This window comes from Streptomyces sp. NPDC046887 (genome assembly GCF_040644755.1).
Taxonomy (GTDB): Bacteria; Actinomycetota; Actinomycetes; order Streptomycetales; family Streptomycetaceae; genus Streptomyces; species Streptomyces lichenis.
This window is the reverse complement of sequence record NZ_JBEYXH010000004.1, coordinates 46,478-71,968: the sequence shown is the minus strand read 5'-3', so window position 1 is coordinate 71,968 and position 25,491 is coordinate 46,478. Positions and strand designations below refer to the sequence as shown.

The window sequence follows — 25,491 nt, the reverse complement described above, 5'->3', positions numbered from 1 at the left end:
GAGTTCTGGGTGCAGGAGATCAACTTTCCGGAGGATGTCCGGAAGATGCTCTGGATCCTCATCGGTGAGATGCCGTTGGAGGCCAGGGAGAACCTCGCCTATGAGAGCCGCGAGCTGTACCACCGCTACGGTCGCGGTCTGAAGTCCCTCCAGGAGGAGATCCGGGCCTCGATCGCGGAGGCGGCGACCGCGCTCCCGAAGGAGGTGGCGGACCCCTACATCAGCGCCCTGTCGGTGCTGGTGGACGACGCCGGGGTGAGCCATATCGACCAGATGGTCGACCAGTTGGACGAGATCTCCTCGGGTCAGATCGATCACTCGATCAAGATCCAGGGGGCCAAGTGGGAGATCATCGCCGAGATCATCTCGTTGATCGCGGAGTTGGCGATCCTGGCGGCGCTGGCGGCGTTCACCGGGGGGACTTCGGTGACGCAGATGTTCCTGGCGCGGGCGCGCAGTCGGTTGGCGGTGCTGCTGATCGTGCAGCGGTTGCTGCGGATGTCGGGGCTGGGCCCGGCGCTGACCGGGGCGCTGACCGAGGCGCTGCAGGTGCTGGCGGTGCAGTTGGCGCAGATCGCGCTCAACGAGGGCCCGCGCAAGCCCAAGGGCATCGACTGGAAGGAGGTCGGCAAGGGCGCGGCCTTCGGGGCACTGGCCGGCCTCTTCTCCGGCTGGCTCGGAGGAGCCTTCGACCTCTTCGGGAACTTCTTCAAGAACTATCTGAAGAAGAACATCGACGGCTTCGACTCGTGGATGAAGCGGAACCCGTTCACCGTCAAGACGCTGGATGTGCTCAACGACCTGCCCGAGGCGTTCATCGTCGGTGCGGTGAGTGAGAGTGCGGCGGAGGTGCTGGTCCAGGGCCTCTTCGACGGGGTGTGGGAGTTCAAGTGGGAGACCTTCGTCGGCTCCGGGACCAGCTCGATGTTCCAGGTGGTGACCGACGCCGGGATCGGGGGCGGGGGACTGTGGGTCAACAAGTGGCTCAAGGACTCCAGCCAGTTCACCGACATCAACCGCATCCCCCCGCGCGGCTCGGGCCCCGACGGCACCCGGGGATCCGGCGGCGGTCCTGACGGCTTCACCCGCACCGCCCCCACCCCCGTCCCGACACCCGCCCCGGTGCCGCCCCCGCTGCCCGCGTCGGTAACCGGGACCGACCTCGACCGCACCGACCCGCCGCCGGTGACCCTGACGTCCACCACCCCGCCGCCGACCGGGTCTCTCACCCCTCCGCCGAACCCGCCCGCCCCCGTCCCGACCGGGCCGCCGCCCACCGCCTTCGACGACACCGCCGTCAACGACCCTGCCTTCGACGACACCACGGCAGCCGGCGGCCCACGTGACACCGCCGCTCACACCCGCCCTCACTCGCCCGCGCCTTTGTCGTCGTCCTCGCCCCTCACCGCCGGGCCGACCGTCACAGGCCCGGGGGCGCCCGCACCGCTGCCGGGCGGATCCCCGGAGGCCGAACTCCCGGGTACGGGACTGGGTACCGGCCTGGGCACGGGTACGGGCGCCGGCCGGACGGCCGACCTCGACACCACCCGTACCGGCATCCCGGACCCCTTCGCGGGCTCCGACACGGACCTGGCCGACCCCACCGCGCTCGGCGGCGACCCCCTGCCCCGCCCGCACACCCCCTCCGCGGGTGCTACGCACCTCCCGGAGCAGCAGACCTCCAGTACCGGAAGCGGGGGCAAGCAGACCGGCGCCGCACCCGCCACCGGGGAAGGCGACCCACGGGCGCGCACCCAGCCGACGCCCGGCGAGCAGGGGCAGGAGCACTCCCAGCAGGAGCTTCCGGAAGGGCGGGAGCTTCCGGGTGCCGAAGGGCAGTCGGTCGACCAGGCCCAGACGCTGCCGGGCACCCCCCGCCCCGCCCCGCTCACCGGCAACCCGCACTGGGAGGCCGCCCGGTCCTCCGTGGAGCCGGTGACCCTGGAGCACACCTGGACCGCCGACGACCCCTCGGTCACCGCCCCGGACACCCCCGCGCCGAGGTCGGGGGAGGCCGCCCCGCCGGTGCGGCGCTCGGTGTTCGACGTACGCCGGGTGGAGCACGAGGGCCAGTGGGTCACCGATGTCACCGTCCATGTCCCCACCACCGGCCCGGACGGCCTGCCCGAGGATGTCTGGGAGCGGATACGTACCGGCGTGGAGGAGCTGTTCAACGCCCCGGGCCACCGGCTGCCCGGCGGGGACCTGCTCCAGGTCACCGCCCAGCCGGCGGCGCCCGCCCCGGCCCAGCAGGGCTCTCCCGTCACCCTTGTCGGCCGCGACCGGCCCATGACCGCCACCGAGTGGTGGGCGGACGCCGATCCCCAGGAGTACGCCGAGCGGATCGCCGAACTCCTCGGCCTCGGCGAGGACGGTGCCGGGCGCCAGGATGTCACCGGCGTCCTGCTGGGGGAGAACCCCGGGTCCGCCGCCCCCGGGCTGACCGACAACCGACTGAGCCGGCTCGCCACCCGGATCGCCGACCTCGGCGGTCCCCAGGTCGCACCTCCCGCCACCGCCCCCGCCGCCCCGGCCGCGGTACGTACGGTCAGCGGCCCCTCCACGCCCGACCCGGTCCTGCCCGCCCCGCCGCGTCCCACGACCACCGAAGCGGCCGCCACCCAGACAGCGGAGACACCGGCCGTGGCGGAGAGCGAGCCCGCCGCTCCGCCGCCCCTCAAGACCGAGCAGCCCTCTCCAGAAGACACCCCGGCTCCCGCTCCCGTCCGCCGTGGTCAGTGGTGGCATCGCCGGGCGTCGGCTCCGGCGCGTGCGCTGCATCAGGACTGGTTCGATCCGGGGCGTGATCTGCTCGATCCAGGGCGGGCCCCGGGGACGCTGCACGGCCGGAACACTCTGGTGCGGGCGTGGGTGCGTCGGGTGCAGGCGGATGACGGCCGCTGGGTGCGGAGTGTGTCGGTGCATGTGCCGGTGCGGTTCGGTCCGGGCTTCGATGCCTCGGAACTCCCGGCGTTCCAGCGGCGGGTGGCGGGTTTGTTCGCCCGGCATGTGAACCATGGTCTGCTGCTGCCCGGTTCGGGTGACCAGGTGGATGTGGAGGTGGTGCTGACTCCCGCCCCGGAGCACGCCGAGGCGATCGAACTGAGCCGGACCGCCGACCCCGGTGACAGCGACCAGCTGCACATCCGGCTGGGTGGGGCCGAGGGCCGGGATGACGCCCAGACCCTCCATGAGCTGCTGCATTACGCGGCGTTGCGGGATCGCGGTGCGGACCGTGAGTCGTTGTTCCGGCAGTGGCTGACCGATGTCCAGCCCGGTGTGATGGCCGATGCCGGACGCTTGCCGGAGTCGGGTGCCGTGGTCGAGGCGGACCTCCGGGCCCTGGAGGCCGCGTTGGACACCGGCCCGGCCGTCCCCGACCACTCGTACGCCTCCGAGGTCGAAACCGAAGCGGCGGAGGTGATCGACCCGCTGCCACCCGACGAGCATGACGGCCGCTGGCAGGCGAGCAGCGCCCCGCGCGACTGGAGCGAGCCCCTGTCCACCTATGTCACCGGCTATGGCGCCGCCTATGACGGCACCGTCGGCCTGGTGCATGTCGAGCCGCTGCCCGCGGCCATGGTGGAGGCGTTGCACGGGCAGATCCTGCGGGCCCTCGGCATCGACCCGGCGACCGCGCCCGACGACCACCCGGTCCGGGTCCAGCTGCGGAAGCGGGTCGGTCCGGTGGAACTGGCCCGCCAGTTGCCGTATCTCCGCAGCAGCGGACGGCGGTTCACCGTCACCCACAACGGCCGCCGGCGCACCGTCGACATCCGGCTGGGGCTGAGCGACCCCGTCCGGTCCGAGCGGTACGGGCACAGCACCGAGGACCCGGAGGGGCGGGTCGAGCGGCGCGGCCAGGGCACGAGCGAGTTCTCCGCCACCCGGGGCTCCGGCAACGTCCGGACGATTCCGGTGACCTGGTCGGGCTCCTTCACGGTCGGCCGCGCCGGACCGGTCAGCCGGATCGACGGGGCGCTGTCCCTGGCGCTGACCCACAACCAGTTCTCGGCGGCCACCACCGTCACCACCGCCGTACAGACCATGACCGCCCAGCGCAGCAATGAGCTGTCCCAGCCGGTGGAGTTCACCACCGGCTGGAGCCTGCGGATCGACCACCCGGGCGTCCTGGACGAGGCAGACGAGAGCGACGGGAGCGGCAGCGAGTCCGGTCACAGCGACAGCGACAGCACCGCCTCGGTGGACGAGGGCTGGGGGCCGGGCCGCTCGCACGGGCCGGTGACCATCTGGTTCCCCGAACACCTCGCCGCCGCCGACCGGGCCGGCCCGCTGCCCGCACCCGCCGCGCTGGACGATCTGCCGGTGTGGGGCGTGGACACCGTCCAGGAGCCGGCCCGGCTGCTCACCGAGGTACAGGACGCCTTCGAGGACGACCTCGCCGACCTCTCGGAGGACTCGGCGGAGCAGGTGGAGGCGTTCCTCTCCGAGCCGGTGCTGCGCGGCACCCTGCCGCTCCAGCGCGGCGGGGGACTGTACTCGCCGGTGCTGCTGAACCGGCATGGCAAGGCGGTCGGGGTGCTGCGGCTGGAGGCGGTGGTGGAGCCTGGCAACACCGCCAGCCACCAGTCCATCGCCGGGAAGATCAACCTGGAGGCGCATGTCTCGCAGACGGTGAAGCTGGACAGCTCCGCCAAGTACAGCAGCGGGCTCGCCCTGGACGGCTCCCTCGCCCCGGTGTTCACCAACGACACCGCCGCCGGCCACCCGGACGCCTCCTCGCGGGTGCAGGGCCCGGTCACCTTCAAGGGCGGCGTGAAGTGGGGGACCAACGCGGCCCTCGCCTCCGGCGGTTCGGCCACCCTCGCGCACGCCGTCCGCAGCAACCGCGCCCATCTGCTGACCCCGGCCCGGGTCACCTACCGGGTCACGCTGTTCCGGGCGCGCGGCGGCAGCAGCACCCACACGGCCGGCCCCTGGGACGGCGGCCTTCGGCTGCGCCGACTCGAAGCGGGTGACGTCCAGGGGCAGGAGCACGCCCAGGGCGCCGGGACCCGGCAGCTCCCCGACGACCTGGAGAACCTCCGCTCGCTCGGCCTCTCCGCCGCGCCGCTCGCCGTCACCGGGGCCGACCCGATGTTCCGGCGGGCCGAGGCCTGGCTGCGCGCCGAGGGCTTCCTGCCGCCGCTGCGACGGCCGACGGCCCCGTATGTGGAGGACGAGGAGCGGGCGCAGGCCCAGCTCACCAATCTGCGCCGGTTCGAGCAGGCCCGCTCCGCGATCGGGCTGCGGGCCTCGGCCGACGCGCTGGTGGACGGCGGGCAGCCGATCTGGCTTGAGCTGCCCCGGCGCTCCGGCGGCACCCGCCGCGTCCAACTCCGGCTGAGCGCCGAGCGGGACCGGAGCGGCCGGACCCGGCACCGGCGCACCCTGCCGGACATCCAGGTGATGGGCATCTCCTCGTTCGGCGTACCCGGCAACGAGTCCCGGGGGCACGCCTGGGGCTGGGGCGCCGGCATAGGCGGCGGCCCGTCCGGTCCGGCGGGTGACCCGCCCTGGACGCTGGGCGGCGCGATCGACTACGGCTACGCCCGGCAGAGCGCCGACACCTTCTCCGCCGGGTCGGGCAACAACCAGGACCAGTTCTTCATCGGCAGCGGCGGCCAGTCCACCGAGGTCTTCGAGGTACCCGCACTGCTGGCGCTCGACCTGTACGAGGGGCCCGGCGGCCCGGTACGGCACTTCGCCGACCCGGCGAGCGCCCCGGGCGGCGCCTCCGACACGGCGGGCGGCGCCCGCCCCGACGAGGAGCGGCCCGTCACCCGTACCGTCTCCGGCCGCTTCACCCTCGCCGTCGCCCAGCACCGCACCCAGCCGGCCGGTGCCCGGCGCGACCGTGCCGCCGCCCCCCGGGTGCGCACCGCGACCCAGGCCGACCAGGCCCGACTGGCCCTGACCGACCGCAACGGCGTCCGGGTGCCCCACGTCGTACGGCTCCCGGACGACGCCATCATGGACACCTTCCGGGGCTCGGCCGCACTGGTCGAAGCCTTCGACTCCATCGCGGCGGGCACCGCCCCCGGCCAGCCGCCGCGCAACGCCGTCCAGCGCGCCTGGGACACCACCACCGACGTCGTCTCCGACCAGGCCAACAAGCTGGCCCATCTCTCCGACAACCTGGCCGGGGCGGACCCGGCCGACGAGTCCACCGCCTTCCGGGAGGCGCTGCGCTCGGCGCTCAGCCCGGCCAACCTGGCCGCCCGCTCGCACCAGATCTTCAAGGGCGGCTATGTGGTCGAGGGCCTGACCCTGCCGGGCATCGGCGCCGACCACGACTTCTCCATCGAGCTCCAGGGGTACCTCCTCGGCCCCGAGCATCTGAACACCGGTGCCCAGTACCTGGAGACGGATGTCGGCGCCACCGACACCGCCGCCCACCAGACCGCCACCAGCTCCACCCACCAGACCGCCGGGGCGTTCAGCGCCAGCCAGCGGCCGGCCCCGCCGCCCAACCCGGCCGAGCAGGTCCAGCAGGGCAACCAGGACGACCAGGACGACCCCGGTGACGCTCCGCGCAACCAGCCGCGCGCGGAGGCCCCCGCGCCCGCGCCCGAGCCGGGGGCCCTCTTCAACCCCTCCGGCCGGTTCGTCCACACCCGCCGCACCGACGAGTCCCGGGCCGTCACCGCCTCCACCGCGGTGACCCGCACCCCCACCGAGAGCGGCCCGATGCACCGCATCGGCAGCCGGGCGGTCATCCTGGTCACCGTCCGGCACGGCCGACGCACCATCGTGGGCAACACCGTCCGCGCCACCGGCTCGGCGCCCGTCACCGTGGCCGTGGAGATCCCCCGGGGCACCCAGTTCCTGATGAGCGACGCCCAACTCGCCCGGGACGCCGAATGGTTCGAGGGGCTGAGCGCCACCCTGCCCGTGCCCGCCCGGCCCGCCGCCACCCTGCCGCTGCCGGACCGTTTCGCCCGTACCCGGGAGCCCGGATTCGCCGGCATCCTCTCGGTACGCCAGCTCGGCCCCGCCCCCAACGCGGCCGCCGCCCCGGTCGCCACCGGCCCCGCCCCGGCCACCACCCCCACCGCCCCGGCCACCGCCGTCGCCGCCACCAGCGGTACGGCCGCCCCGGCCGGGAACCGGCTGATCGAGCGGCGCGACCGGCTGCGCACCGAGCTGACCCGGCTGGTGGAGGCCGAGGCCCCCGGCGCGACCACCCCCGGGCACACCTCCTACCTCTCCGGCGTACGCACCCGAATCGCCGACCTCACCACCCCCACCGCGCTGCGCGCCCTGCCCGGCCGAGGCCCCGGCCACCACCAGCGCTTCCACTTCCTGCATGTCGCCAGCGGCGGCGCCCGGCTGGTCGAGGTCTCGCTCACCGCCCAGCCCCGGCAGAACACCGCCGCGCTGCGCACCGTGCGCGGCCGGCCCGCCGGACCCGGCACCTCGGGCCACGAACAGGTCCACGCCCACGCCCCCTCCAACACCTCCGTCGCGACCACCACCAGCCGGCAGAACGCGACCACCTTCACCCCCAACGCCCGCTACCCGCGCCCCGCCGTGGACACCCGCACCGACCGCACCGGCCCCAACATCACGTACACCACCGTCAGTTCGGACACCGCCAAGAACACCTCCGCCGAGGAGGACCGCTACTGGATGCGGACCGACAACGGCGCCGACTTCGAGGTGGAGTACGAGTACACCGCCTCGGTCCGCTCCGAACTGGTTACCGACTGGCCGCTGGACATCCCCGGCGGCATCATCGAGGCCGGTCTGATCGGCCTCTCCGACGATGTCGGCTGGATCGAGTGGGCGCGCCGCACCCTGTTCGGCCGCCCCGAGCGCACCGTGACCGTGCCCGCCCTGGTCACCCTGCGGTTCACCGGCAGCGAGGCCGTGGACCCGCCGGCCACCGCCCCCGTCCCACTGCCGCCGGCCCTGTCCCGTACCGACCCCCGCACCGCGCGCACCGCCGCCGCGCCCACCGCTCCGAGGCCCCGCCGGATCACCGACGGCCAGCGCCTCGTCCCGTCCGGACCGGCCCCGGTCTTCCACTTCAACGCCTATCCCGAGCTGGCCCAGGCGCTCACCGAGGCCGCCCCGGCCCTCGCCCCCGGCCTGCTCACCGCCACCCCGCTCTCCAGCTCCGCCGAGGCCGCCGCGGTACGGATCGGGGAGCTGATCCAGGCCCGGCGCATCGGCACCGACCTGCCCCGCGCCGCCGGGGTCACCCAGTCGATGCCCGGCGCCTACCCGGCCGAGCAGGACCCCGACACCCCGCCCAGGATCGCGATCGAGATCCGCAACCCCCGGCGGATCACCGACGCCGGGGACGTCACCCTGGACCGGCTGCGGCTGCCCGCCCTGACCGCCTCCACCGCCCTCACCGTCGGCGGGGCCTCCGCCACCAGCCTCCAGACCGCCCACACGGCCGACTCCCTCGGCCCGACCCACCTCTTCGGCGTCGGCATCCCGCTGCTCGCCCAGCAGCCGGTGGTCCAGGGCGCCGGCTCGGCGGTCACCGCCACCCGCCGCGAGTGGTTCAAGACCGGCGGCACCGCGCTGCCCGGCGGTGGCGGACGCGGCACCCGCAGCTACGAGACCATGGTCGACGTCCTCGTCCAGGTCGACGGCCCGGGCGGCACCCGCTATGTCACCGGCAGCGCCGAACTGCGGCTCTCCGAACGGGATGTGCTCGGCTTCGGCATCACCGGTGCCCGCACCGACCCCCAGGTCTATGACCTGCGCTCCATGCTCGCCGGACAACCGGCCGCCGATCTGCGCGACTGGACCCGCCACCCGCTCGGCGACCTGCCCGGTGCGCTCGCCGCCGCCCTCGACCCCGACGAGGACGCCGCACAGCTCTGGCTCGCCCCCGGCCCCGACCCGGACGGCGCGCTCCTCGCCCGCGCCCTCTACGCCGCCTCCCGCACCGCGCAGCTCGCGGACCGCCCCGTCGAACTGGTGCTGCGGACCGACGACGGCCTGCGGCAGTGGATGTTCGCCGAGGACGGCTCACTGCTCACCCACGACCCGGCCACCGCCGACACCTGGGACGACCTGGCCACGGCCGTGACCGCACACGGCGACGCCGTCCGGCGGCAGGCCGCCGCCCGGCGGCGGGAGACCGACCGCAGCGGGTCGCGGAGCCCCGCCGAGACCCGACTCGACACCGCCGAGAAGCAGTTGTCCGCCGCCGAGACCGTCTACCGCCAGCGTGACGGCGCCTGGCAGAAGGCCGTACGCACCCACCGCGCCGCCCACTCCGCACTGGACGGCGCCCGCCGCACCCAGGCCCGGCTGGACGGGCGGATACGGCGGCTGGAGCACGATCTCGCCGCCGTGGAACGGCGGTCGTCGGCGACCGAGCGGCGCTCCTACGAGACCCGGCTCGTCCTCGCCGGTCTGCGCCACGCCACGCGGATGGTCCGGCCGTCCACCCCCGCCGAGCATGTCCGCCGGACCGCCGAGCAGCGGCAGCGGGCCGAACAGACCCTGACCTCGCTCCGTGCCGGGGTGGCCAGGCTCCGTGCCCGGGAGGCCGAACTGCGGGACGAGCTGGCGGCTCTGCACACCGAGGCACAGGACACGGCCCGGCGCCTTCCCGCCCTCGCCCAGGCGGTCATCGACGCCCGCTCGGTGGCGGCGACCCGCCACTCCGAGCGGGCCGAGGCTCGGGCCCGCCGCGACGAACTGGCCAGGGAGCGCGACGACCGCCGCGGGGACCTCGCCGCCATCGACGCGGCCATCGCGGCCGACCGCAAGGAGCAGCTCCGCCAGGCCGCGCTGGCGACCAAGGCGGCCGGGCGGCTGCCCGCCCTCGCCACCGGCGTCGGCGACGCCCGCCAGGACAGCGGCGAGGGACTGATCGGCGCCACCGTGGCCTCGGTGACCGCCAACCCCGCCCTGGGACCGGCCACCGCCCAGGCCGCCCTCTCCCACACCACCCCGGCCACCGGCACCACCCCGGCGGCGACCACCGGCACCACCAGCGCCCCGCCGGCCTCCACGACTCCGAAGAAGCCCGAGACCGCGAAGACCTCCAAGGCCCCGAAAAAGCCCGAGACGTCGAAGAAGCCCGAGGCCGCGAAGCCGACCCCGAGCAGCACCAAGAAGACCCCGAAAGCGGACCCGAAGAGCACGAAGCCGTCGAAGAACGCAAAGACCCCGACAACCGCCAAGACGCCAAAGCCCTCCGCGAAGACATCCGGCACGACCCCCGTGAAGGACTCCACCACCAAGGGCTCGCCCCCGGCACCGCCCGCGACCGACACCGCCAAGGGCAAGGGGAAGGCCATCACCACCCCCTCCGGCACCGCCCCGCCCGCGACCGGCACGGGCAACCCTCCGGCCGCCGGAAACCCGATCAGGACCGTCGCCAACGGCGAGTGCCTGCTGTACGCGCTGCTCGCCAGCGCCCCGCAGGTGATCCGCGACCGGTTCACCGACCTGCCCACCACCCATCCGGCCTACGCCTGGCTGTCGGACACCGCCCGGGTCCGCAGCGACCTGGTCGCCCAGGCCACGGCGCTCTCCGAGGACGGCACCCTGCCACCGCACCTGCCGTCCCAGCGGGTCATCGGGGCGATGCGGGCCGTCGTCACGGAGTACGCCCTCGGGGCCGTCGGCGGCGTTCCGCTGCCCGACCAGGTCATCCTGCAACTGCGCGCCTCCATCGCCGACGAGTTCACCGCCCACCTGTACGACCCCGCCGTCACCCGGGCCGATCTGCTGGCGCTCGCCCATGACCACGGGGTCACCGGTGCCGCCGCGCTCAACGACGCGGAACTGCGCGAGGCTCTGGAGGCCGCCTATCTGACCAGCACCGCACCGCCCAGCGCCCAGGAACTCCAGGGGCTGCTCAACGCGGTGCAGGACTGGGAGACCGGCTGGGCGAGCGACTACGGGGACGCCTTCCTGGCGCTCACCGCGCACGCCTTCGGCATCGCCGTGGACATCGCCCGTCCCGGTCACCTCGGCGCGCCCGCCTCCGTCCACGACCGGCTCGGCCCCTCGGGCGGCCCCGTGGTGGAGGTCTACCTCCACCGGCGGCACTACAGCGCCAGCGACGGCACACCCGGGCCCTCCGGCGGACTGCACCCCGCCCCCGTACCGCCGCCGTCCACCACGGACACGGGCCGGGCGCACGCTTCCGGTGAAACCATCACCCTGCCCAGGGCGGTGGAGCCGGCCGACGCCGAGCAGGCCAACCGACTGCTGGCGCGCCTCACCCGGCTGCCCGCCCGTGAACTGATCGACACGTTGCCCCTGCTGGAGCCGGGCCTGCTGCGCTGGCTGGCGGGCCGGGCGGACTTCACCTCCGCCCTGCGCTCCCGCCTCACCCCAGGTGAGTTCGCCGAGGCCGCCGCCCGGCTGCTGGTCGTGGTCCCGGCTGCCGTCTCCCGTCCGGCGTCCGCGCGCCAGGAGGCGTACCGCTGGACCGCGCGGATGCTGCGCGACCCGGACGCGGCGACCCGGCTGCTCGGCTCGGGCGCCATGGTCGTCGTCCTGCCGCAGGGCGTGCCGCTGGGCTCGGTGAACGCCTTCGCCCACGCCCACGGGGCGGCCGGACACCCGGTCGACGACCTGCGCGGCGCGACCTCGGGCGCGCTGGTGGCGGCGCTGCCGGAGGAGAACCTGCTCGGCGAGCGGACGCCCATCGGCCCCGTACCGCATCAGCCCGAGGGCTACTCCTCGGCCACCCATGAGCTGGCCCATCTGCTGCACGCCGCCGCGCTCTCCGCCGCCGAGCGGGAGCTGATCGGCCTGCGCTACCGGACGCGGTACGCCCAGGGCCCGGACACGCCCTGGCCCGACGGCCCCCGCCGCCACACCGACGGACGGGTGGTCGACAACCACTCCGCCCTGACCGCCGAGGAGTTCTTCGCCCAGCTCAGCAACGCCTACCTCGGCACCAACCAGGGCGCCGACCCGCGCACCGGCCAGCCCCGCAACAACGGCGCCGCCTGGGTCCGCGCCCACGAGCCCCGGCTGCTGCCGATCCTGGAGCGGCTCTACGGGGCCGCCGACCCGCTGGCGGATGCCACGGTCAACCCGGTGGCGGACACCGACGCCGACAACGCCCGCTACGAGGCGTTCCGCGCGTTCATGGCCGGGCTCCCGGCACCCGCTCCCGCTCCCGTCCACCGTGGTCAGTGGTGGCATCGTCGGGCGTCGGCTCCGGCGCATGCGTTGCATCAGGACTGGTTCGATCCGGGGCGTGATCTGCTGGATGCGGGGCGGGCTCCGGGGACGCTGCATGGCCGGAACACTCTGGTGCGGGCGTGGGTGCGTCGGGTGCAGGTGGATGACGGCCGCTGGGTGCGGAGTGTGTCGGTGCATGTGCCGGTGCGGTTCGGTCCCGGCTTCGACGCCTCGCAACTCCCGGCGTTCCAAAAGCGCGTGGCGGAGTTGTTCGCCCGGCATGTGAACCATGGTCTGCTGCTGCCCGGTTCGGGTGATCAGGTGGATGTAGAGGTGGTGCTGACTCCCGTGCCGGAGCACGCCGAGGCGATCGAGCTGAGCCGGACCGCCGACCCCGGTGACAGCGACCAGCTGCACATCCGGCTCGGCGGGACGGACGGCCGGGATGACGCCCAGATCCTCCATGAGCTGTTGCACTACGCGGCGTTGCGGGATCGCGGCGCCGATCGTGACTCGCTGTTCCGGCAGTGGCTGACCGATGTCCAGCCCGGTGTGATGGCCGACGCGAGCGCCCTCCCCGCATCCGGTCCAGCGGTGATCGAGGCGGATCTACGGGCGCTGGAGGCCGCGTTGGACACCGGCCCGGCCGTCCCCGACCACCCCTACGCCTCCGACACCGCGACCGAGACCGAGACTGAGTCGGCGGAGGTGGTCGACCCGCTGCCGCCCGACGAGCACGATGACCGCTGGCAGGCGAGCAGCGCCCCGCGCGACTGGGGCACCCCGCTCTCGGCGTATGTCACCGGCTACGGTGCCAGCTATGACGGCACCGTCGGCCTGGTGCACGTCGAGCCGCTGGACGACACCGCGGTACGGGGGCTGCATCGGCAGATCCTGACCGCCCTCGGTATCGACCCCGACACCGCGCCCGAGGACCACCCGGTCCGGGTCCAGCTCCGCGAGCGGGCGGACGCGGTGGAGCTGGCCCGCCAGCTGCCGTATCTCCGCAGCAGCGGACGGCGGTTCACCTTCACCCACCAGGGCCGCCGGCGCACCGTGGACGTACGGCTGGGCCTGCACGACCCCCAGCGGTCCGGGCGGTACGGGGAGCACAGCACCGAGGACCCCGAGGTACGGGTGGAGCGGCGCGGCCAGGGCAGCACCGAGACTCCGGTCACCCGGAGTTCGGGCAATGTCCGCACCGTCCCGGTGACCTGGTCCGGCGCCTTCACCGTGGGCCGCGCGGGACCGGTCAGCCGGGTGGACGGGGCGATGGCCCTGGCCCTCACCCATAACCAGTTCTCGGCGTCCACCACCGTCACCACCGCCGTGCAGACCATGACCGCCCAGCGCAGCAACGAGCTGTCCCAGCCGGTGGAGTTCACCACCGACTGGCAGCTGCGCGTGGACGCCGAGGCTCCCGGCGACGAGAGCGACGGCGGCTGGGGGACCGGTGAGCGGCACGGCCCGCTCACCGTCTGGTTCCCCGAGCACCTGGCGGTGGACCCGCCCGGAACCCTGCCCGACCCGGCTGCTCTGGACGCGCTGCCGGTGTGGGGCGTGGACACCGTCCAGGAGCCGGCCAGGCTGCTCACCGAGGTGCGCGGCGCCTTCGCGGAGGACTTCTCCGACCTTTCGGAGGACTCGGCGGAGGAGGTCGAGGCGTTCCTCTCCGAGCCGGTGCTGCGCGGCACCCTGCCGCTCCAGCGCGACGGCGCGCTCTACTCCCCGGTGCTGCTGGACCGCCACGGCAAGGCGGTCGGCATCCTGCGGCTGGAGGCGGTGGTGGAGCCCGACGACACGCCCAGCCACCAGTCACTCGACGGCAAGATCAACCTGGAGGCACATGTCTCCCAGACCGTGAAGCTGGACAGCTCCGCCAAGTACAGCAGCGGCCTGGCCTTCGACGGCAGTGTGGCACCGGTGTTCACCAATGACACCGCCGCCGGCCACCCGGACGCCTCCTCCCGGGTGGTGGGCAGCACCACCTTCAAGGGCTCCGTGAAGTGGGGGACCAACACGGCCCTGAACTCCGGCGGTTCGGCCACCCTCACGCACGCCGTCCGCAGCAACAAGAGCCATCTGCTGACCCCGGCCCGGGTGACCTACCGGGTCACCCTGTTCCGGGCCCGGGGCGGCAGCAGCACGCACACGGCCGGCCCCTGGGACGGCGGCCTGCGGCTGCGCCGGCTCGCCGCCGCCGACGCCCTTGGCCAGGCCCCCGGCGCGGACGTCCGCCAGCTCCCGGACGACCTGGAGAACCTGGACTCGCTCGGCCTGTCCGCCGCCCCGCTCGGCGTCACCGGCACCGCCGAGATGTTCCAGCGGGCCGAGGCCTGGCTGCGCGCCGAGGGCTTCCTGCCTCCGGAGAACCGCCCGCTGGCCCCCTTCGTGGGGGACGAGGAGCGGGCGCAGGCCCAGCTCACCAATCTCCGCCGGTTCGAGCTGGCCCGCTCGGGCATCGGGCTGCGCGCCTCCGCCGACGCCCAGGTGGACGGCGGGCAGCCGATCTGGTTTGAGCTGCCCCGGCGCACCGGCGGCACCCGCCGCGTCCAGCTCCGGCTGAGCGCGGTACGGGACGCCCGGAACCAGGCCCGCCATCTGCGCACCCTGCCCGGGATCCAGGTGATGGGCATCTCCTCGTTCAGCGTGCCCGGCAACGAGTCCAGGGGGTACGCCTACGGCTGGGGCGCGGGCTTCGGCGGCGGCCCGTCCGGCCCCGCCGGCGATCCGCCGTGGACGCTCAGCGGCTCGCTCGACCACAGCTACAGCCGGACCACCGCCAGCGGCTACACCGCCGGGTCGGGTAACAACCAGGACCAGTTCTTCATCGGCAGCGGCGGCCAGTCCACCGAACTCTTCGAGGTGCCCGCGCTGTTCGCGCTGGACCTGTACGAGGGCGCCGGCAGCGCGCCGGTGCGGCACTTCGCCGACCCGGCCAGCGCCCCGGGCGGCGCCTCCGACACGGTGGGCGGCGCCCGGCCCGACGAGGAGCGGCCCCTGACCCGTACCGCCGCCGGGCACCTCACCCTCGCGGTGGCCCGGCACCGGACCGAACCGGCCGGCACCCCCCGCCCGCCGGCCGCCCTCGCCCAGCTCCGGGCCGCCACCCCCGACGACCGGGCCAAACTGGCCCTGACCCGCCCGGACGGCACCCCGGTACCGGGCGTGGTCCGGATGCCCGACGACGCCATCCTGGACACCTTCCGGGGCTCGGCCGCGCTCATCGGCGCCTTCGACCGGATCGTCGCCGGCACCCAGCCCGGGCACCCCGAGCGAGGGCTGATCGCCCGGGGCTGGGGGGCCGTCACCGGGTTCCTCACCGACCAGGCCAACAAGCTGGCCCAGCTGGCCGACAACCTGACCGGGGCGGACCCCACCGACGAGTCCACCGCCTTCCGGGAGGCGCTGCGCTCCGCGCTCAGCCCGGCCAACCTGGCCGGCCGGGGCCACCAGATCTTCAAGGGCGGCTATGTCATCGAGGGCCTGACCCTGCCGGGGCTCGGCGCCGACCACGAGTTCTCCATCGAGCTGGAGGGCTATCTGCACGACGGCGAGCACCTGAACAGCGGCGCCCAGTACCTGGAGACGGACGTCGGCGCCACGGACACCGCCGCCCACCAGACCACCACCAGCACCACCCACCAGACCGCCGAGGCGTTCACCGCCAGCCAGCGTCCCGCCCCGCCGCCCAACACCGCCGAACAGGTCCAGCGGACCGACGAGAAGCAGCCCGGTCCCGGCGACGGACCGCGCAACCAGCCGCGCGCGGAGGAGGCCCCCGCCCCCGCGTCCGCACCGGAGGCGGAGCCGCTCTTCAACCCCTCCGGCCGGCTGGCCCACACCCGCCGCACCGACCAGTCCCGGGCCGTCGCCGCCTCCACCGGGGTGACCCGCACCCCCACCGAGAGCGGTCCGCTGCACCGGGTCCGGGGCGGGGCGACCATTCTGCTCACCGTCCGGCACGGCCGGCGCACTCTGGTGGGCAACGCGGTGAACGTCACCAGCTCCGCACCGGTCACCGTGGCCGTGGAGATCCCCCGGGGCGCGCAGTTCCTGATGAGCGATGCCCAACTCGCCCGGGACGCCGAGTGGTTCCAGGCGCTGGTCGCCACCCTGCCGGTGCCCGCCCGGGCCGCCGCCACCCTGCCGCCCCCGGACCGCTTCGCCCGCACCGGGCAGCCCGGCTTCGCCGGCATCCTCTCCGTACGCCAGCTCGGCCCGGCCCCCGGCACCGCGGGCGGCACCTCCGCCCCCGCGAACCGGCGGATCGAGCGGCGCGACCGGCTGCGCACCGAGCTGACCCGGCTGGTGGAGGCCGAGGCCCCCGGTGCGACCACCCCCGGGCACACCTCCTACCTCTCCGGGGTACGCACCCGGATCGCCGACCTCAGCACCCCCACCGCACTGCGCGCCCTGCCCGGCCGAGGCCCCGGCGCCACCCAGCGCTTCCACTTCCTGCATGTCGCCAAGGGCGGCGCCCGACTGGTCGAGGTCTCCCTGCGGGCCCGGCCGGTGCAGGACACCGCCGCCCTGCGCACCCTGCGCGGCCGACCCGGCGGCCCCGGCACCGGCCAGGAGCAGGTGCACGCCCACGCCCCTTCCAACACCTCCGTCTCCACCACCAAGACCCGCCAGACCAACCCCGTCTTCACCCCCAACGCCCGCTATCCGCGCCCCGCCGTGGACACCCGCACCGACCGCACCGGCCCCAACCTGGCGTACACCACCAGCTCCTCGGTCACCACCAAGAACGCCTCCACCGAGGAGGACCGCTACTGGATGCGCACCGACAACGCGGCCGACTTCGAGGTGGAGTACGAGTACACCGCCTCGGTCCGCTCCGAACTGGTCACCGACTGGCCGCTGAACATCCCCGGCGGGCTGCTGGAGGCCGGGATCATCGGCTGGGCCGAGAAGGACACCGGCTGGGGCGAATGGGCCAAGCGCATGCTGTTCGGCCGCCCCGAACGCACCGCCGCCGTGCCCGCCCTGGTCACCCTGCGGTTCACCGGCAGCGAGGCCGCCGACCCGCACACACCCCCGGACCCGCTGCCCCCGGCCGTCTCCACCACCGACCCCAGGACGGCGGCCCCCGCCCCGGCCGGCCGCCACATCACCGACGGCCCCCGGCTGCTGCCCACCGGCCCGACTCCGGTCTTCGCCTTCAACGCCGCCGCCGAACTGGCCCACACCATCGCCGCCGTCGCCCCCGAGCTGGCCGCCGACCTCACCTCGACGCCGGTGTCCGAGTCGGCCGAGGGCGCCGCGGTGCGGCTCGGCGAGCTGATCCAGGCCGGCCGGATCACCGTGGACCTGGCCCGCGGCACCGGAACCACCGCCACCATGCCCGGCGCCTACCCGGTGGAGGAGGACCCCGGCGCCCCGCCCGGCCTGGAGATCGAGATCCGCAACCCCCGGCGGATCACCGACGCCGGTGACGTCACCCTGGACCGGCTGCGGCTGCCCTCGCTGACCGCCTCCACCGCCCTCACCGTCGGCGGCGCCTCCGCCACCACTCTGCAGACCGCCCACACCGCCGACTCCCTCGGCCCCACCCACCTCTTCGGCGTCGGTATCCCCCTCCTCGCCCAGCAGCCGGTGACCCAGGGCGCCGGCTCCTCGGTCACCGCGCTGCGCCGCGAATGGGTGAAGACCGGCGGCACCGCCCTGCCGTCCGGCGGCGGACGCGGCACCCGCAGCTACGAGACCATGGTCGACGTGCTGGTGAAGGTGACCGGCCCGGACGGCACCCGCTATGTCACCGGCAGCGCCGAACTCCGCCTCACCGAACGCGATGTGCTCGGCTTCGGCATCACCGGCGCCCGCACCGACCCCCAGGTCTACGACCTCCGCTCCATCCTCGCCGCACAGCCCGCCGCCGACCTGCGCGACTGGACCCGCCACCCGCTCGCCGACCTGCCCGCCGCGCTCGCCGCCGCCCTGGATCCGGCCGAGACCGCCGCACAGCTCTGGCTCGCCCCCGGCCCGGCCCCGGACGGGGCGCTGCTGGCCCGCGCCCTCTACGCCGCCTCCCGCACCGCCGTCCTGGCCGGACGACCGGTCGAACTGGTGCTCCGCACCGACGACGGGCTCCAGCATTGGCGGTTCACCGAGGACGGCGCCCTGCACAGCACCGACGCCGCCACACTCACCGCCTGGAACCAACTGGCCGACGCCATCACCGACCACGCCGACGCCGTACTGCTGGGGGCCCGCGCCCGGCAGCGGGAGACCGACCAGACCCGCCCCCGCCGGGAGGCGCTGCTCGCCCGCGACGCCCGCCAGACGGTGCTGGACCGGGCAGAGGTCGCCGTGACCCGGGCCGAACACCGACTGGACGCCGCGGTCGACCGGCACACCGCCGCCAAGACCGCCTGGGAGCGCGAGAACGCGGAGCTCACCCGGCTGGAGGACGAGGTACGCCGAAGGGAAGCGGCGGCGCTCGCCGCCGAACGCACGGTCACCCTGGCGCAGCAGCGGCTCACCCTCCTCTCCGACCGGGCCCGCCGGGCCGGCTCCGAACTGCGCCGCGCCCTGCGCGGCACCGGCCGGCCGACCCTCACCCGCATCGCCGAACTGCGGGCCCTCCGACGGCAGGCCACCGCCGCCCGGGCCGAGGCCCGCCACCGGCTGTCCGGACTCCGCACCCGCGCCGCCACCCTGCGGACGAACGCCGCGACCACCCGCACCCAGGCCCAGGCCGTCGCACAGCGGCTGCCCGACCTGGAGCAGCACGCCGCCCACGCCGACACCGCCGAAGGAGCCGCCCGGCTCGCCCTGGCGCACGCACTCCGCTACCGCGACCGCAGCGCCGAACGGCTCGCCCAGCGGCAGGACGCCCTGGACGCCGTGGACCGGATCATCGCCACAGCTCAACGGCACCAGACCGAGCAGGCCGCCGCCCAAGGCGCCGCCCAGGCCCGGCTGCCCGGACTCGCCCACACCCTGGGTGCCGCCCGCCGCGCCACCGGGGAGAGCCTGGTGCGCGCCCCGCTGTCCTCGGTGACCGCCACCCCGGTACGCGGCCCCCGCCCCGCCCTGGCCGCCCGCTCCACCGCCACCCCGGCGCCCGCCACCACGACCCCGGCCGCCCTCGCGGCCCCGCCCGCGCAGCCCCCGGCCGCCCCGCTCCCCGCCTCCCACGGCACCCGCGGCCTACTGCCCCCGCCCGCCACCCAGCCGCCCACCCCGCCCCAGCCCCCGACCCCGCCCCAGTCCCCGCCCCCGACCCCGAAGCCGTCCCCCGTCGGCCATACCCCACCGCCCTCCGGCGGTCAGTCCTCCTCCGGAGCGGCCCTCACCGCCCCCGGCAGCAGCACCGCGCAGCACCGCACCCCCGCCGCGGGCAACCCGCTGCGCTCCGTCGCCAACGGCGAGTGCATGCTCTACGCCCTGCTGATCGGCGCACCCCGGGCGGTCGGCGACCAACTCGTCCCGGCGACCGGAGCCGGCCGCACCATCCGGGCCTGGCTCGCCGACACCGCCCGGGTCCGCGACGAGGTGCGCCGCCGCGCCGAGGGCCACTCCCTCACCGGGACGCTGCCCCGCCACCCGCTGGCGGACCAGGTGATCGCCGCGATGAAGGCCCGGATCAGGGCGTACGTGGAGCAGACCACCCGCGGCGGCGGACGGCTGCCCGCCCAGGTGGTGCGCCAGCTCCGCGCCACCCGGATGCAGGACTTCGCCGCCCGCGTCGGCAACCCGGCCCGCACCGACCGGGCCCAGCTCCTCGCCCTCGCCCGCGCCCATGGCGTACCGCACCCCGACCCGCTGGCCGACGCGGAGTTGCGCACCCAGGTGGCCGCGGCCTACTTCGAGAGCGACGCCCCCCTCACCGACGAGGAACGCCGCGGGCTGCTGTCCGCGGTCCGCACCTGGAACCAGAGCTGGGCGGGCGGCTACGGCGATGTCTTCCTGACCCTGGCCGCACACGCGCTGGGCCTCGCCGTGGACGTCGCCCAGTGGGACGACACCTCCTTCTCCACCATCGTCACCGACCGCTACGGCCCCACCGGCGGCCCGGTGGTGGAGGTCCACTACGACCATGAGCACCAGCACTACCGCGGCAGCGACGCCATCCCCGCCGGGCCCGCCACCCAGTCCGCCCCCGAGACCGCCGAGGAGGCCGAGACTCCTGAGGCAACCGAGATCATCGAGACAGCTGAGACGCCCGTACGGCTGCCTCGCCCGGTGGCTCCACCCGACGCGGAGGAGCTGATGGCGCGTCTGGCGGCGCTGCCCGGGCCGGAACTGCTGGACGCGCTGACGCTGCTGGACCCGTCGCACCGCCGCTGGCTGGCGGACCGGGCCGACTTCACCGCCGCGCTGCGCTCCCGCCTCCCGGCCGCCGAGTTCGCCGAGGCGGCGGCCCGGCTGCTGGTCGCCGTCCTGGACGGCACACAGCGGCCCGCCTCGGCCCGCCGGGAGGCGTACTCCCAACTGGCCCGGCTGCTGCGGGACCCGGACACCGCGCTGCGGCTGCTGGCCGCAGGCGGCGTGGTCGCGCTGCTGCCCACCGGGCTGCCGCTGAGCGCCGTGGAGGGGTTCACCGCACACCGGCACGGCACGGACGGCCGCCCGGTGGACGCCACCCGGGGCATGACCGCGCTCACCACCCTGGTCGCCGCGGTGCCGGAGGAGAACCTGCTGGGCGAGCGGACCGGCATCGCCGGGGTCGCTCCGCAGCCGGAGGGGTACTCCACCGCCGTCCACGAGGTGGCCCATCTGCTCTACGAGGGCGGGCTGACCCCCGGGGACCGGGCCCTGGTGGCCCGCCGCTACCGGGAGCTGCGGGACGCCGGGCCGGACGCCCCCTGGCCGGACGGGCCCCGCCGCCACCGGGACGGCGAGGAGCGGGACAACTACTCGGCCACCGACGAGCACGAGTTCTTCGCCCAGCTGACCGCCGCCTATCTCGGTACCAACCACGGCATTGACCCGCGCACCGGGCAGCCCCGCAACAACGGCGCCGCCTGGGTGCGGGAGAACGAGCCCGCACTGCTGCCGCTGCTGGAGCGGCTGTACGGCCCGGACCCGGACGCCACCCTCTCCGCGCCGGTGAATCCGCTGGCGGCCACCGCCGTGGACAACGCCCGATACACCGCCTTCCGCGACTTCATGGCCGCCCTGGACGACCTCCCGTCCGCGCCCGAAAGCCCGTACGGCCTGCGGTTCACGGCCTCCTCGGCACCCCTGCTCACCGTCCCCGGCGCCCCGGGTCCGCACAGCGCCGAGGAGGGGCCCGGCACCGGCACCCCGGACGACGGCCCACTGGAGGTCCCCCCGGCCGAGGAGCCCGACGACCCCTACGCCGTACTGCGCCAGGTGGCCGGTCTGCCGATCGACGAACTGCTCGCATATCTGGCGACGCTCGACCAGCGGCAGCTGCGGTGGCTGGCGGAGCAGCCCGACCTCCGGCAGAGCCTGCGGGCCGACTCGACCGCCCGGCGCTTCGCCCAGGTGGCGGCCCGGCTGCTGGTGGTGGTGCCGGAGGGCCCGAACGGCCCGCCGCGGACACCCCGGGTACCCCTGGACGTCCATGAGCGGGTGGCGCTGATGCTGGCCGACCCCGAGACGGCGGAACGGCTGCTGGCGGCCCGGGCCGCCCTGCTGGTCCTGCCCGACGGCCTGCCGCAGGAGGCCGAGGACGAGCTACGCGACCAGGCCGCCGGTGCCGTCGACAGCAGCGGCACCCGGGCGGTGCCGATGACCGTGGTCCGCCGCTCGGACCTGCTCGCCGACTGGCCCGGCCCCGGCCGCCGCCCGCGGGGCACGGCCCGGGCCGACGACGCCGTCCGGGACATCGCCTGGTCGCTGTACCACCACGCCCTGGCCGAGGAGGACCGCGACCTGGTCGACCGCCGGTTCCGCGAGCTGCGCCGGGCGGGCGAGGACGCGCCCTGGCCGGACGGGCCGCTGCACGACCGGGACGGCTGGCCCGCCGCCAACTCCTCCTCGCACAGCGGAGCCGAGCTCTTCGCCGCCCTCAGCAGCGCCTACCTCGGCACCAACCACGGCACCGACCCGGGAACCGGCCTGCCCCGCAACAACGGCACCGCCTGGGTGCGGGAGCACGAACTCCTGCTGCTGCCGCTGCTCCAGCGGCTGTACGGGCCCGAGCCGGTGCCGCCCCCGCCCGCCACCGGCACGGTGCACATCCCCCCGCCGCGCGCGCCGGAACATCCGGCCCGGACACTGCGGGAGCTGGAGTCCCTGGAGTACGAGCAGCTCATGGCCCGCCTGCCGCTGCTGGACCACGGCATCCGGCGGTGGCTGGCGCGGCAGCCCGCGTTCGTACGGGAGTTGCGGGCCCGGCTGACGGCGGAACGGTTCGCCGCCGTGGCGGCCCGGCTGCTGGTGGGCGTGCTGGACGGGGCCGGGAGCCCGGCGTCGGCGCGCTGGACCGCGTACACCTGGCTGGAGCGGATGCTGAAGGACCCGGCGGCGGTGGAGGCCCTGCTGCTGGCCGGTGGGGCGATCATGGTGCTGCCCCGCGATCTGCCGCTGGACTCGCTGCGCGGGTTCCACTTCTCCACCCGCACCCCGCGCCGCTACCGGGCGACCCGAGGGGCCGCCGCCCCCGAACTGGCGCTGGCCGTGGTGCCCGAGGAGAACCTGCTCGGTGAGGCCTCCCCGGTCTCCTGGTACGGCGCCGACCACGACGGGACCTCCACCCTCGTCCATGAGACCGCCCATCTGCTGCACCGGTCCGCGCTCTCGGACGAGGAGCAGCAGCTGATCGCCCGGCGGTTCCGCGAGCTGCGCCGGGCGGGCCGGGACGCGTCCTGGCCGGACGGGCCCGCCCACGACCTCCAGGGCCGCGACGCGGCCAACTACTCGGCCACCGACGAGGACGAGTTCTTCGCCCAGCTGACCATGGCCTACCTCGGCGTCAACACCGGCACGGACGGCACCACCGGGCAGCCCCGCAACAACGGTCCCGCCTGGGTGCGGCAGCACGAACCGCTGCTACTGCCGCTGCTGGAGCGGCTTTACGGCCCGGACCCGGATACCGCCCCGGCGCCGCCGGCCAACCCGCTGCGGGCGGTGGCGGCGGAGAACGAACGGTACGAGGCGTTCCGGGAGTTCATGACCGGTGCGGCCGACGCGGCGGACCCGGCCGACCCGGCCCCGGGATACCCCGCCTCCGCCGACCCGGCCCCGGCGGACCCGTCCGCCCCTGCCGTCTCCGACCCCGACCCCGACCCCGAACCCGAACCGTCCGCCACCCCGCTGCTGCTCGCCCCGCCCCGGCCCGGCGGACCCGCCGGTACAGCCCCCACGGCCGTCAGCGACACCTCCGCCACCGGGGAGCTGTCCGGGCCCAAGCCGCTGGACCGGCGGGAGTTGGCCAAGCAGGCCATCAGCCGCCCCCTGCCCGGCACCCGGCACCGGCCGCCGCTCACCGCGCACGCCTCCGAACCGGCCGCCCGCACCGGCCGGCCCGATCGGCACATGGTGCCGGACGCCCAGGACCTGGAACGGCTGCACGCCGCCCGCACCCCGGGCGACCCCGCCCACCGGGACGGCTGGGAGCACCTCACCCCCAGCCAGTCCTGGGCCCTGCTCGCCGCCGAACAGCGCGGCGAACTCTTCCACGAACGGGAACGCGCCGCCTTCGCCGCCCGGATCGCCCACGTCAACCGCACCCTCGGCACCCGCTACCCGGTCCACGACCCGGTGCTGATGGCCGAGATCACCCAGGCCACGCACGACCATGTCCGGCGGCTGCCCATCGCCACCAACCAGGACCTCGCCGCCCGCCCGGTCGGCGGCACACCCCGCCAGGACGGCACCGTGCCCACCCGGGCCGAGGCACTCACCGCCGACACCGCCTTCCGCTCCTTCTGGTCCACCGGCACCACGGACGGCACCGCGAGCCGCCCCGGCCGGGGCTGGGTCGAGGAGCTCCAGGGCTATGCCGCCGCACTGCGCCGCACCCGCGGCACCCCCGAAGACGGCCCAAGTGGCGGCGAGTTCGACCCGCCGGACCCGGACGAGCTGCCCCTCTACGCGGCCCTGGTCTCCCCGGCGCAGGCCGGTGGAACCTATTCCTACGGAAGTGCCGTCCTGCATTGGAAGGAGTCGGTGCGTGCCCGGGTCACCCACACCCCGGGGGACAGCGCCGCCTGGGAGGAGAGAGGCGTGCTCTCGTACACGGACAACGCCCATGTCTTCCCGCTGCTCGCCCACGGCGAGGAGCAGCGCGTCCGGCTGGCGCTCGCGGAAGCGACCGGCTTCCGCCACGACCCGGAACTGCGCCGCGAGATCGCCGAGTCGGGCTACGCGGCGGTCGGCCACTACTTCGAGACGCAGATCCACGGCGGACTGAGCTGGCAGGACCTGGACCGGGTGGTCCTCAACTGGGGCGAACTGCACGGCTCGGCACGGCGCTTCACCACCCGCGCCGAGGCCGAGGGCATGGCCGCCTATCTACGGGCCTTCGCCGAGGAGAGCGGACTGGGCTTCACCGTCGAACTCGGCCGCGAGATCGGTGAATCGGACGGGGCCGAGGCCGCGGCCGACCGGCGGACCGCCCGGCTGTACGGGATCGAGGAGCACGAAGTCGGACCCCGGGAACGCGCCCTGAGCCAGGCCCTGGACCGGCTGGCCGCCCCCGCCCCGTTCCCGGCGCGCGCGGACGAGCCGGCACTGCTCGCCCTCGCCCGGGCGGCCGGCATCACCGCACCCGACCCGGACGACGCCCTGGAGGAGCTGTGGCGGGCCGCCGAACGCGCCCGCGACCTGCTGCCCGACGCCCCGCATGGGACGGAACCGGCCCTGACCCTCGACCTGCTGACCACCCCGGTCCCGGTGCCGGAGCCGGTCCCGGAAGCGCCCCCGACCCCGAAGCCCGAGCCGGCGCGCAACGGCGCCCCCGCCCCCGTACCCGCCCTCGCCGCCGTACCACTGCCGCACGGTGACGCCGCCCCCGTGCCCTCGCCGCCGCCCGGAGGCGAGCCCTTCGAGGAGGCGCTGCTCGCGGCGCTGGAGGCGGCCGGGGCCGCGCCGCTGAACCGGGACCATGTGGTGCCGGTGGCCGACCTGGCCGGCACCGATGTGGTCCTGAGCGTCGGGCAGAACGCCCAGGCCGTGCTGCTCGGCGGCTCGCTGACCGTCGAGGAGTTGGGCCTCACCCCGCTCCAGCACCTGCGCTGGCTGCTGGCCCGCCCGGACGCCGGGCACCTGCGCCCCGGCGCCGACGAAGGCCCGGCGGCCCTGTGGGCCTTCGCCGCCCGGACACTGGGCGTTCCGTTGGAGGTCACCGGCCCTGACGGGCGCGTTCACCTCTACGGTCCCACCGAGGAGGGCACGACCGTCCGGCTGCGCTTCGACGGGACGCGGTACCTCGTCCTGGGAGGTTCATGA

Annotated in this window: 1 protein-coding gene; it reads left to right on the top strand. The window is 75.3% G+C overall.

All coding sequences use genetic code 11. The features are described from left to right. Window positions 1-45: 45 nt before the first annotated feature. Window positions 46-25,491 carry a hypothetical protein gene (locus ABZ945_RS06380; RefSeq protein ID WP_361264802.1) on the top strand — a complete coding sequence of 8,482 codons (25,446 nt, stop codon included), beginning with the start codon at window positions 46-48 and terminating at the stop codon, window positions 25,489-25,491.